The sequence below is a fragment of the uncultured Chryseobacterium sp. genome (assembly GCF_936933875.1).
In the GTDB taxonomy this organism is placed as follows: domain Bacteria; phylum Bacteroidota; class Bacteroidia; order Flavobacteriales; family Weeksellaceae; genus CAKZIK01.
Map to the genome: position 1 here is coordinate 21,439 of NZ_CAKZIK010000056.1, position 11,789 is coordinate 33,227.

At 39.6% G+C, this 11,789-nt stretch carries 12 protein-coding genes; 5 read left to right on the top strand and 7 right to left on the bottom strand.

The window, feature by feature from the left end:
* Positions 1 to 103 precede the first annotated feature (103 nt).
* The 4 genes from Q0252_RS08135 (at position 104) to carB (ending at position 5,806) form a co-directional block, all read left to right on the top strand.
* Entirely contained in the window at positions 104 to 994 is an 891-nt protein-coding gene (locus tag Q0252_RS08135) for an aspartate carbamoyltransferase catalytic subunit (protein ID WP_297985213.1), read from the top strand.
* Positions 995 to 1,084: 90 nt separating this feature from the next.
* Positions 1,085 to 2,200 (top strand): glutamine-hydrolyzing carbamoyl-phosphate synthase small subunit, encoded by a 1,116-nt coding sequence (gene carA / locus Q0252_RS08140; RefSeq protein ID WP_297985215.1) that lies wholly within the window; start codon positions 1,085 to 1,087, stop codon positions 2,198 to 2,200.
* Complete coding sequence (locus tag Q0252_RS08145) at positions 2,193 to 2,444, top strand: four helix bundle protein (RefSeq protein WP_367174833.1); 252 nt, start codon at positions 2,193 to 2,195, stop codon at positions 2,442 to 2,444. The genes carA and Q0252_RS08145 overlap by 8 nt, the downstream gene beginning before the upstream one ends.
* 182 nt (positions 2,445 to 2,626) lie before the next feature.
* Positions 2,627 to 5,806: a carbamoyl-phosphate synthase large subunit gene (carB, locus tag Q0252_RS08150; RefSeq protein ID WP_297985217.1), complete on the top strand. Its 3,180-nt coding sequence runs from the start codon at positions 2,627 to 2,629 to the stop codon at positions 5,804 to 5,806.
* Between the two features lie 152 nt (positions 5,807 to 5,958).
* Here the strand turns inward: carB and Q0252_RS08155 are convergent, their stop codons facing one another.
* The 7 genes from Q0252_RS08155 to Q0252_RS08185 form a co-directional block, all read right to left on the bottom strand.
* Positions 5,959 to 6,537, bottom strand: a complete 579-nt coding sequence (locus tag Q0252_RS08155; protein ID WP_297985219.1) for a c-type cytochrome — start codon at positions 6,535 to 6,537, stop codon at positions 5,959 to 5,961.
* Positions 6,538 to 6,624: 87 nt separating this feature from the next.
* Positions 6,625 to 7,104: a hypothetical protein gene (locus Q0252_RS08160; protein WP_124784331.1), complete on the bottom strand. Its 480-nt coding sequence runs from the start codon at positions 7,102 to 7,104 to the stop codon at positions 6,625 to 6,627.
* 48 nt (positions 7,105 to 7,152) lie between these two features.
* Positions 7,153 to 7,455, bottom strand: coding sequence for a DUF6252 family protein (locus tag Q0252_RS08165; RefSeq protein ID WP_297985222.1), 303 nt, complete (start codon positions 7,453 to 7,455; stop codon positions 7,153 to 7,155).
* Positions 7,445 to 7,825: a hypothetical protein gene (locus tag Q0252_RS08170; RefSeq protein WP_297985223.1), complete on the bottom strand. Its 381-nt coding sequence runs from the start codon at positions 7,823 to 7,825 to the stop codon at positions 7,445 to 7,447. The genes Q0252_RS08165 and Q0252_RS08170 overlap by 11 nt, the downstream gene beginning before the upstream one ends.
* Positions 7,826 to 7,946: 121 nt before the next feature.
* Entirely contained in the window at positions 7,947 to 8,591 is a 645-nt protein-coding gene (locus Q0252_RS08175; protein ID WP_297985225.1) for a porin family protein, read from the bottom strand.
* 114 nt (positions 8,592 to 8,705) lie between these two features.
* On the bottom strand, positions 8,706 to 9,362 hold the full coding sequence (locus tag Q0252_RS08180) for a hypothetical protein (RefSeq protein ID WP_297985227.1): 657 nt from the start codon (positions 9,360 to 9,362) through the stop codon (positions 8,706 to 8,708).
* 323 nt (positions 9,363 to 9,685) lie between these two features.
* Positions 9,686 to 10,267, bottom strand: coding sequence for a carboxypeptidase-like regulatory domain-containing protein (locus Q0252_RS08185; RefSeq protein ID WP_297985228.1), 582 nt, complete (start codon positions 10,265 to 10,267; stop codon positions 9,686 to 9,688).
* Between the two features lie 181 nt (positions 10,268 to 10,448).
* Between Q0252_RS08185 and Q0252_RS08190 the strand changes: the two genes are divergently transcribed.
* On the top strand, positions 10,449 to 11,615 hold the full coding sequence (locus Q0252_RS08190; RefSeq protein WP_297985230.1) for a hypothetical protein: 1,167 nt from the start codon (positions 10,449 to 10,451) through the stop codon (positions 11,613 to 11,615).
* Positions 11,616 to 11,789: the final 174 nt, after the last annotated feature.

Below are 11,789 nucleotides of genomic sequence, written 5' to 3' on the forward strand. Positions count from 1 at the left end.
CGAAATTTGAATTTTTAGACGGCAATGCCGACAACAACAATATTTATTTTATTTAACGAAGTCTTTGGGCTTCGTTTTTTTTTGCCAAAAATTTTAGAAAATTATGCTAACTGCTTCTGAATTAACTCCGTCCAAAATTGAGAAACTTCTAAAAGACGCCGATAGTTTTTCTAAAGGGAAAACATTGAAGGCAAAACAGGAAGTCTATGTTTCCAACCTCTTTTTTGAAAACAGCACCAGAACCAAAACAAGTTTTGAGGTTGCAGAAAGAAAATTAGGTCTCAGGGTTATTCCGTTTGATGTTTCCACAAGTTCAGTGAATAAAGGTGAAACGCTTTATGACACGGTAAAAACTCTGGAAAGTTTAGGAGTAAATTTAGTCGTAATTCGTCACGAAAAAGATGCGTATTATAAAGATTTAAAGGACATCAAAATCCCAATTATTAATGGTGGCGACGGAAAAGGCAATCATCCTTCACAGTGTTTGTTGGATTTAATGACCATTCATCAGGAATTTGGAAAATTCAAAGGTTTGAAAATCGGGATTGTGGGCGATGTAAAACACAGTAGGGTAGCCAATTCCAATGCAGTTGCGCTTAGAAAACTGGGAGCGAAAGTTTATTTTTCCGGCCCAGAAAAATGGTTTGATGAAGGCGCCATGATTAATGGAACTTATCTTCCAATCGACCAGTTAATCACGGAAGTTGATGTATTGGTGCTGCTCCGAATTCAACACGAAAGACATGATGAGAAAATGAAGATCTCACTTGATTCTTACCATAAAAAATACGGTTTGACTAAGGAACGTGAGAAAAAAATGAAGAAAAACGCCATTATCATGCATCCGGCGCCAATTAACCGTGGCGTTGAAATTGATGATGAATTGGTCGAATGCAAGCGCTCCCGAATTTTCAAACAAATGCAAAATGGTGTTTTTGCAAGAATGGCCATTTTGAAAAAAGCATTAGAAGAAAAAGGAATTGAGTTTAAATAATTGTAAAAAGTACAATGTACAATGTACAAAGTACTTCAAGTTTTAAAAATAAAATTACATTGTACGTTGTACATATTACATTTTACAAAAATGATACAGCAAAAAAAGAAATTAATCCTCGAAACTGGCGAAGTGTTCCAAGGAAAAGGTTTCGGAGCCAATTTGGAAACCGAGGGAGAAGTAGTTTTCAACACAGGAATGACTGGTTATCAGGAACTTATTTCCGATCCGTCTTATTGCGGACAAATTGTTTGCATGACCTATCCTTTGATCGGAAATTACGGCATCAACCGCGACGATTACGAAAGTATGGAACCTGCCATCAAAGGTTTAATTCTGAAAGAAATCTGCGATTTACCTTCCAATTTCCGTTCGCAAATCACTTTGGATGAATTTTTCAAGCGTAAAAATCTTTCCGGAATTTACGATGTCGATACCAGAAGATTAACCAGAATTCTGCGTAACAAAGGCGTTGTAAAAGGGAAAATTGTTAATGAAGACGCTGATGAAAATGCAGTTGTAGAAGAATTGAAAAACAAAACTTTTCCGAATGATCAGGTGCGCTATGTTTCCACAAAAAACAATTATGCAAGTCCGGGACGCGGTTTGAAAGTAACTTTGGTTGATTTCGGGTCTAAAAACGGAATTCTTCGCGAACTGAATCAAAGAGATTGCGACGTGACAGTAGTTTCGCAAGACGTTACAGCAGAAGATATTTTGTTGATGAATCCTGATGGTGTGATGCTTTCGAACGGTCCCGGAGATCCGGTTGATGTTCCTCACGCGCTGGAAATGATTAATGGAATTCTTGGAAAAGTTCCAATTTTTGGGATTTGCCTCGGTCATCAGTTGATTTCGTTGGCTTGCGGAGCGAAAACCTACAAATTGAAATTTGGACACCGTGGCGGAAATCATCCGGTTTTGGATTTGGAAAAAAATAAAGTTGCGATTACTTCCCAAAATCACGGTTACGCAGTTGACCAGGAAAGTTTAAAGAACACAGATTTGGTTGAAACGCACATCGCTCTGAACGACAGAACCAACGAAGGTGTGAAACATAAAATTTACCCGTGTTTTTCGGTGCAGTATCACCCTGAAGCAAGTCCAGGCCCGGAAGATGCGAATTATTTGTTTGATGAGTTTATTGCAATGATGGAAAGTTTCAAGAACCAAGAGCCGAGAATCAAGAATCAAGACTATGCATAATTTTGAGAAACTACTTTTTTGGCAAAAATCCATTGTGCTAGCAAAGGATATTTATTTGATTTGTCAAAATATTTCATCTGATGAAAAGTTCGGACTGATTTCTCAAATGAAAAGAAGTGTAGTTTCAATACCTTCAAATATTGCTAAAGGAAGCGGACGAAACAACAACAAAGAATTCAATCATTTTCTTGCAATTGCTTTGGGATCAGCATTTGAACTTCAAACACAATTAATTTTATCATAAGAATTGAATCTTTTAAGCCAAGATTCTGAACAAAAAATTATTTCTGATTTGATTGAAATCCAGAAAATAATTTACAGTTTCAAACAAAATTTAAAGTCTTGATTCACAAATCTTGATTCTTATAATCTAAGTAAAAAAGAAAGTCTCGAATCTCGGTTCTCGGCTCTCGAATCTAAAAAAAAATGAAAAGAACAGACATAAAAACCATCCTCGTTATCGGTTCCGGTCCAATCATAATCGGACAGGCTGCAGAATTCGATTATTCGGGAACTCAGGCGTGTTTATCGCTGAAAGAAGAGGGTTACAGAGTAATTCTAATCAACTCAAATCCGGCTACGATTATGACGGATGTTGAAATCGCCGACAAAGTTTACATTGAGCCGATTTCGCTTCAGTTTGTCAGCCACATTATCCGCAAGGAGCGTCCTGATGCACTTTTGCCGACTTTGGGTGGACAAACCGGACTAAATATGGCGGTCGAATTACAAAAATCCGGAATTCTGGAAGAATGCGATGTGGAAGTTTTGGGAACGAAACTTTCCGCAATTAATCAGGCGGAAGATCGTGACTTGTTCCGTGAACTGATGCGAGAACTCAACGAACCGGTTCCGGAAAGTGATATTGTAACTACGGTTGAAGGCGCTTTGGAATTTGCTGAAAATATCGGTTATCCCGTGATTGTTCGTCCCGCTTTTACAATGGGTGGAACTGGTGGAGGAATTGCTTCGGATGAAACTCAACTTCGAGAAATTGCGGAATTAGGGTTGAAACATTCACCGGTTACGCAGTGTCTGATTGAAAAATCCATCGCCGGTTTCAAGGAAATTGAATACGAAGTAATGCGTGATGCAAACGACAACGCAATTGTGGTTTGTAATATGGAAAACATTGATCCGGTCGGTGTTCACACCGGAGATTCCATTGTTGTGGCACCTTCGCAAACTCTTTCTGACAGAGAATATCAGTTGTTGAGAAATGCTTCTTTGAAAATAATCCGCGCACTTGGAATTGAGGGCGGTTGCAACGTTCAGTTGGCTTTGGACCCGCATTCTTTCAATTATTACATCATCGAAGTAAACCCAAGAGTTTCGCGTTCATCGGCTTTGGCAAGTAAAGCCACTGGTTATCCGATTGCGAAAATTGCTGCCAAAATTGCTGTTGGATTAACTCTGGACGAAATTATGAATCCGGTTACGGGAAAGACTTACGCGTGTTTCGAGCCGGCTTTGGATTATGTGGTAACGAAATTCCCGAGGTTTCCATTCGATAAATTTGAAACTGCAGACCGCCGACTTTCGACGCAAATGAAAGCAACAGGTGAAGTAATGGCGATCGGTAGAAACTTTGAGGAAAGTTTGCAGAAAGCCATCCGTTCTTTGGAAACCGGTATCCGTCATTTAGGTTTGAAAACTAAAGATGCGGAAGCATTAACACCGGAGGATATTGAAAGAAGGATCCGTGTTTGTGATGATGAAAGACTGTTTATTATTGGTGATGCTTTGAGAAAAGGTTACGATTGGGAAAAAATCGTAGAATGGAGCAAAATTGATAAATTCTTCATCTGGAAACTGAAAAAACTGATTGATTTCGAGAAAACAATCGCTGAAAATAAATTTGACAAAGAAACTTTAGTTGAAGCCAAAAAACTTGGTTTTTCAGATGTGAATATCGGCCATTTATGGAATGTTTCCAACCGCGAAGTGTTCCAGTTCAGAAAAGAAAACGGAATAATGCCGGTTTACAAAATGGTCGACACCTGCGCTGCCGAATTTGAAAGCGAAACACCATATTTCTACGGAACTTACGAAGAAGAAAACGAAAGTGTAGTTTCGGATAAAGAGAAAATCATCGTTTTGGGTTCCGGTCCGATCAGAATTGGACAAGGTGTGGAGTTTGATTATGCGACGGTTCATTCGGTTTGGGCGATTCAGGAAATGGGTTATGAGGCGATTATCATCAACAATAATCCCGAAACGGTTTCCACGGATTTCTCGATTTCCGATAAATTGTATTTTGAACCTTTGACGGAAGAAGATGTGATGAACATCATCGAACTAGAAAAACCCAAAGGAGTTGTTGTACAATTTGGTGGACAAACCGCGATTAATTTAGCAGACAAATTGGCTGCGCACGGAGTTCAAATCTTAGGAACTTCTTTGGAAGATTTGGACAGAGCCGAAAACCGAAATAAATTCGAAGCCACACTTCAGGAACTCGGCATTCCGCAACCGGTTGGTAAAACGTGTTTTACGAAAGAAGAAGCGCTAAAGATTGCCACAGAAATCGGATATCCTGTTTTGGTTCGTCCAAGTTACGTTTTGGGAGGTCGTGCGATGGAAATCGTCTATTCAGATGCGGAATTGGCTCATTATATGGAATTTGCGGTGCACATTAATCCTGAACATCCTATTTTGATTGACAAATATATGGTCGGGAAAGAAGTGGAAGTGGATGCGATTTGCGATGGCGAAACCGTCGTAATTCCCGGAATTATGGAGCATATCGAAAGAGCAGGAGTGCATTCCGGCGACTCGATTGCTGTTTATCCACCACAAAATATCAACGAAAAATGCATGAAAGACCTAGTTGATTACACCGAAAAACTTGCCAAAGGATTGAATGTCATTGGTTTGATGAATATTCAGTATGTTTTGTTTGAAAATCAGGTGTATGTGATTGAGGTAAATCCGCGTTCGTCGAGAACCGTTCCTTTTCTTTCAAAAATTACCGATGTTCCGATGGCGAATTTGGCTACTAAAGCCATTCTTGGAGCAAAATTGAAAGATTTAGGCTACGAAAACGGATTGGTTCCTGAAAAAGAAGGAGTTTTTGTAAAAGTTCCGGTATTCTCATTCTCAAAACTCACGAAAGTGGATATTTCTCTTGGTCCGGAAATGAAATCTACCGGAGAAGTAATGGGCAAAGACAGTACTTTGGAAAAAGCATTGTACAAAGGATTTATCGCAGCAGGAAGAAAAGTTCCGACGCACGGTGCGATTCTGTTTACAGTTGCCGATAAACACAAAGAAGAAGCCGCAGTTTTTGCCAAGCGTTTCCACGATGTAGGTTTCAGAATTTGGGCAACAGAAGGAACGGCGAAATATTTTGAAGAACAGGGAATTCCGGTGAAAATCGGATACAAAATCGGCGAGGAAGATGTAAACTTAATTGACCTTATTCAAAAAGGAAAAGTTCAATACGTTGTAAATACCACCACAAAAGGAAAACAGGCCGAGAGAGACGGTTTCCAAATCCGCAGAATGTCGGTAGAAAACGGTGTTCCGTGTTTGACATCGATGGATACTGTAGAAGCCATATTGAAAGTTGTGGAAAGCATGAGTTTTAAAATGCAGGCGATGTGATGCTGTACGATGTAAAATAATAAAGAAGCCGTCTCACAACTGGTGAAAACGGCTTTTTTTGCGTTTTATCACGACCTCCTGAAGCAAAGAGGTTTTTCGTTTAGACGATCTCGGCCTGCATCATTTGGTTTTTGATACAATTTTTTTTTAATTTATTTTTCAAACTGTTTAGGCGCTGGCACCACATTTTCCACAGGTTTTATCGACTTCAAATAAGCAAAAATTGCCTGCAGATCCTCGTCTTTCATTTCCGTAAAGTTGAACCAGGGCATGGGCGGAAGCAGCAGTCTGCCATTTTCCATTCCTTTGTATTTCCCCTGCGTCATGGCGGTTTTAAACTGGTCAAAGGTCCAGTTGCCGATCCCGGTTTCGTCGGGAGTTAAGTTGGCTGCGAAGGAAACTCCCCACGGTCCGGCGGCGGCCGTCATATCTGGGCTCATCTGGGCAAAACCTTTCTGTGTTCTTTGTTTATCGAATTCAGGTATGGCGTTCTTGCCCTGAAAACCGGACAGGAGCAGTTCTTCAATCAGTTCCGGACCTTTTGGCCCCATTTTCTTGGGCGTGTGGCAATCGTTGCAGCCGGTGATGGTGACGAGGTATTTTCCGTATTGAACCAGTTCGGCAGAATCTTTCTTTACAAAAGGTTTCTGATCCGGATCGGGAGCAGAGGTTTTCTGGCAAGAAATTAAAAATATAGCTAAAAAGGCGGCGGATATAGATATTGCTTTCATGATTTTTTTTTTAAGGAAAGAAAATCCCGGTTGCAACCCCGAGATTCTTTTCTGAAAAATTATTAACTGTATGAACTATGAAACTACTTAAAAATTAAACTGTTTGCTCCAACTTGCTCCATCTGTTGAGAGATTTATTGTCTCATTAACTTCTTCTTTTCCGTTTTTTTCAATCTTGTAAGATCCGGTAATAGCACCGCCATAGTTTATGATCTGTCCTCCTGCCGCTAATGCTATAACTTTAAAATTTGTTTCCAGTACGTAAGTTTTGGTGCTTCCCGTAAAATTGGTGTTGTTTAGGCCTACACCAACTTGCCCATTCTGTGTTACACCGTTGATCTTCCATACCGAGGTGGTAGCTGCAGCATCAGACGCTGCTGCGGCTAAACTGACATAATCATTGGCATCTACACCATTCAGGGTTATGGTGATTTTATACATATTTCCATCCTCAGTAGAACCGCCGCCATCATCATCTCTGCTGCACGACGAAATTCCAAACACAAGGCCTACAGCCAATAGAAGCATCATGCTTCTCAAAACGATTTTTTTGTACATTGTTTTCATAAATCTATTGTTTAATTGTTATTCCTTCTTTTTCTATACGATGTCACATTAAAGAACATTTTTCTGTGCTTCTAAATAGAATTCACCGTTTGTGATACTAACCGTCTGCCCGGTTTCGTAATTTTTGCCAACGAATTCAAAAGTTCCTCTCACTTTATTATCCTTAAATTCGGTTATAATCATTTGTCCGGATTGTTTGGGATAAATTTTACTGCTGTTGTTCGCATCTTCGCCGTATTGTGCAGTTGTCCATGGATTGTCTTCGGCAAGAGAATAGGTTCCGACACCTTTGAATTCATTAAGAGAAAATGATAGCATTTCCAAATTTTTTCCGTTGAGGTTATTTGACACAACGATAAGTTGAGTTAATTTTTTTGGAGTATCGCCAACAACGGCTTACACCGTCTGTATTTTCTAAAAGGTCATTCAGTTTCTGCAATTTTTCCATCTCCATGCCGGAGACGGTTATTACCGTTTTGTTCGCTCCATTTGTATCAGTGAGGGAAGCTGTTGAGTTTTCTTTTTTCTTGCCAAGCATTCCTGCTAGTTTTCCTCCTGTTTTTCCTGCCCTGTCTGCTGCGTTTGCAGCTCTGTCCACCTTGTAGGTGGCACTTTCTACCTTTCCGGCGATCCGGTCTATTTTATCGAAGATACTTTGTGCTTTCGCATTTGCCGTGGATGCAGCTGTAAATATTATTGCTGCTAATACTGCGTTTTTCATAATGTGTGATTTTAAAAGTTTATTTATTTCGATTGTTTCTCTGGTTACAAATTTTGATCATCTGGGTTCAGGTTTCAATCGCTGCAAATCAGTATTTTTTTCTACTTATTTTTTGGTAGTTTTAAAATTTATAACCAATACCTGCCTGTAGAAAGCTCATGGTCATTTTCTCGTCATTTGTGGGGTTTTTAATCATGTTGGAGAGCCCGAGGCTGTATCTTGCCTCTATGTACACGCTTTTGAAGGCTCTGTAATCTATGCCGAACTGCACGCCAAATTCTGAAGACTTAAGGTTATCGTCCAGGTATTTTTTGTATTCTTTTTCCAGTTCTTTCAGCTCTTCATCGGTTACACCAATATCTCCTGATGTTTTAAACTTTACATTGTTGCTTATTTTCGAGGATAAATAACCTCCGGCAAAAACTCCCAGCTCATAGGTTACGTTATATTTTAGCGACACAGGAACCACCAGCCGGTGTAGGTGGTTGATCTGCTTTATAGTAACACCAGCATTTTCGTAAGTAGTCTGGCTGCCCAAATTAGCATACATTGCCTCTATCTGCATTGCTAATTTTTCGCTCAATCGTTTTTCTGCGCTAAGTCCGGCGTAGTATCCGGATTTTGGTTCAAATTTTTCGTTAGCTGTTTCAATATTTGAGTTGAAATTGGAGTAGGTATAGCCGGCTTTTAGTCCAAATCTGGTCTGCTGGCTGTACATTCCGGAAAAGATTATTCCGGCAGACATTAATAAGATTTTTCGAATCATTGCTTTATTGTTTGTATAGGTTATTCTATTTTCTGTTCAAGGTTTTTGTTTATTTTCACGGTCGCAGTTTAATATTCCATTGGAGAGCAGTGATAAGTACTTTTTCTTATATCGTTAAAGTTTAATGTCGACGGTTGTTCCGTCTTCCTTTACGGTCACAATCTTTGATTCTACTTTTGAATCCAGATAATTGTAATTATAGCCTTGATAAATGGGTTCTGAACGCATATGATTACCGTATCCGTTGTAATAATCTGTACGGCCTACCTGAACATAGTCCAGACCTGTACCTAGATATGTGAAGTTCGATTCGATATAATATTTGCCGGGCTTCATTTGTGGAAAGCTAAATTTTCCGCCGCGCCCAACTTTCGCTTCCAAACGGTGGCTGAAAGCGTCTTTCGAAAGTACGGCAACGTACTTTCTGCTCTGTGCGTACCGGTCTCTCAATTTTAGATATTCCTTAAAATATTCGGTGTAGGGAAAAAGCATCACTACAGTTCCTTCCGGAGCGAGGTGTTTGGTTCCTGTAACGTCCATTCCGATGATGGCGTTCAGATAATTCTTTCTGATGTTGTTGTCAGTATATTCACGGGCAACGGCCGTTCCGTTGATCGTAGATTTTCCCAGTGCCAGCATTTCTTTGGCTTCAGCGCTGTTGAACTGCACTTTTTCCGGCATCACCTCTTTACGGTTATCCGTCTGTGCACTCACCCACGTCGCAGCTGCCAGTATTATCAGGGGCGTCAGCAGTTTTTTCAAAAGTGTCATTTTTTATGGAGGTTTAATAACCCAAAAATGAGAAACCGTTCTGGGTAATGCCACGCCTGTAATTCAGTATTTATTTCTACCGGTTTTTAGGTACTTTTAGTTGACCATTATATTATAGGGCAAGTAAACCTTCCCATTCTCCACTGCCCAAACTTGCCCTGGAAAATCCAGAGAAGAAACGGTACCACTAAAGGTGCCGCGAATTCCTTTTTCTTTGCTTAATTCTGTGATGGTGAAGGTGAAGTTTTCGGTGTCGTCATTATCATAAATAACAGTTCCGTTTGAGGTTTTTTTTATAGGTTTTCCTCATAACATTTTTTGTTCTACAGATTTGCTTTTTTCTTTTCACCGTCCTTCTTTATGGTTACAGTGGCGGTTTCATATTCAGTGCCGCTGTAGTATCTTTTTTCATTGGTATATTGTGTTCCGCCGTAACCAACCACAGTATTTCCTTTTGTATAAACTGTTTGACCCGTGGCAACCTTAACAATGTCAAATCCGGTATAGTTCACAGTAGAAGTAAGCATATAAGTGCCGGGTTTTAAATTGGTGAATTCAAACTCACCGTCTCTGTTTTTTACTTCAGTCTGAAGCCGGTACTTTCCGGGGATTTCATGAAGATAAACAGCATAGTTTGGATCTTTAAGGTATTTTTCCTTCAGGCTGACAAATTCCTCAATATAGGGAGTTAGCGGATAAAGAAATACGAGGGTTCCCGCAGGAGCAAAATAGACTTTTCTGCCAAGTCCTTCATTTACGATCACCTTTCCGTACATTTTGGCATTTCCCTGCTGCATCCTTGCTTTTGCATCTGCTTCATCAAAATCGGCTTTGGGCATAATCTCGGTTTGCGAGTTAGCAAAGCCAAAGAGAAGTATTGCAACCAACCGTATTAAATTTTTCATCTTGTTTTCTGTTTTATTTCTTTTAACAAATTTCTCATACATCAACAATATCTTCAATACGGTAAAATGAGTATTTTTTTCTACCGGTTTTTAGGTATTTTTTTGCCATGTATGTCTTCTTATTTTTAATTAACTTTAAATCAAATTAATACTGATGATGTACAGGGTTCTAATTTTTAGTATGCTAATCTTATTTAACCTCATATCTGCGCAGAAAACCGACAGCCTGCTGCGTGTTGCTTCCATGGAAAAAGATCCGGTTAAAAAAGCGGAAGTTTATCTGAAATTGGTCAAGTTTACCGCACAAAGCGATTCGGCTAAGATTCTTTCTTATCTGAAAAAGGCGGAAGAGCTAACCCCAAAACACCATAAAGTAGGACAGGCAAGAATACAAAATTCGTGGGGCTTCTATGAAATGCCTAAAAATCCAAAAAAAGGAAAAACACATCATCTGAAAGGATTGGAAATTTTAGGAAACGAAAATTCTGAGGAGGCACAAAACCTCCGCGCTATGCTGTGGACCAATGTAGTAGCCGATGAGCAGCGCATGGGAAATGCACACGAGGCGATGAAGCTGATGATGAACCACGCAATACCCGCATCTAAAAAAGCAGCCGACAAGTCTTTTCTTGCCAACAATTATCTTACAGCAGCGATCATTTTCTATAACGGCGAAAATTTGGACAAGGCCTTACAATATGCGGAACAGGCCATCAATACAGCAAACCTGAAGAGGAATACCGCTCAGTCAAAGGAAGTCGCGCAAACAGCGCAACTGATGTCTGCAGAAATCTTTTTGAAGAAAGAAGATTATCCCACGGCAAAACGCAGACTGGATCTGATGCAAAAATCCTTATCCGAAAAAAACAATCCCGATTTCCATATTGAACTGCTGCACCTACAAAGTGTTTATTTCTTATACACGGGCAATGCAGCTGAATCTTTAAAAAAAGCTTCGGAAGGCTTGAGCTTGGCAGAAAAAAGGCAAAACCCCTACCATCTCACTCGCCTCACCTTTATGAAATCGAAGGCACAGGCAAATTTGGGACTTTATAGCGAAGCTTCTGCAACACTGAAAAAACTTTTACAAAATAGAGTTTATGTACAGAACTATGCCGACAACCTTGCCACTATTTATGACGAGCTGTGGATGCTCGAGGAAAAACAGGGGAAGTTTAGAGATGCATTTCATTACGCCAAAAAACGGATTGCTGTTTCAGACAGCATGAAGATTAATGATCAGAACGAAGCCATCAACGAGATGGAAACCAAGTTCCGCACAGCCGAAAAAGAAAAACAGTTGGCGGTTCAGGAGCTTGAAATCAACAAAAAAAACCAGTATATGTAGTCATGGTCGGAAGATTTTTCTTCCGACTTTTTTTTAAAAAAACTGTTTGATTTTTTTGGTTAACTTGTTGATTTTCAATGATTTAATTTGGATTAATGGATTTTATTTTGTATCTTTACATCTGATAATCAATAACTTATGTCAGTATTTAAAGACCACAAGATTTCTCTTAAA

Coding starts and splice junctions, on each gene's coding strand:
- Q0252_RS08190 (WP_297985230.1), top strand. CDS start 10,449: ATGCTAATCTTATTTAACCTCATATCTGCGCAGAAAACCGACAGCCTG.
- Q0252_RS08135 (WP_297985213.1), top strand. CDS start 104: ATGCTAACTGCTTCTGAATTAACTCCGTCCAAAATTGAGAAACTTCTA.
- Q0252_RS08145 (WP_367174833.1), top strand. CDS start 2,193: ATGCATAATTTTGAGAAACTACTTTTTTGGCAAAAATCCATTGTGCTA.
- carB (WP_297985217.1), top strand. CDS start 2,627: ATGAAAAGAACAGACATAAAAACCATCCTCGTTATCGGTTCCGGTCCA.
- Q0252_RS08185 (WP_297985228.1), bottom strand. CDS start 10,267: ATGAAAAATTTAATACGGTTGGTTGCAATACTTCTCTTTGGCTTTGCT.
- Q0252_RS08170 (WP_297985223.1), bottom strand. CDS start 7,825: ATGAAAAACGCAGTATTAGCAGCAATAATATTTACAGCTGCATCCACG.
- carA (WP_297985215.1), top strand. CDS start 1,085: ATGATACAGCAAAAAAAGAAATTAATCCTCGAAACTGGCGAAGTGTTC.
- Q0252_RS08155 (WP_297985219.1), bottom strand. CDS start 6,537: ATGAAAGCAATATCTATATCCGCCGCCTTTTTAGCTATATTTTTAATT.
- Q0252_RS08180 (WP_297985227.1), bottom strand. CDS start 9,362: ATGACACTTTTGAAAAAACTGCTGACGCCCCTGATAATACTGGCAGCT.
- Q0252_RS08175 (WP_297985225.1), bottom strand. CDS start 8,591: ATGATTCGAAAAATCTTATTAATGTCTGCCGGAATAATCTTTTCCGGA.
- Q0252_RS08160 (WP_124784331.1), bottom strand. CDS start 7,104: ATGAAAACAATGTACAAAAAAATCGTTTTGAGAAGCATGATGCTTCTA.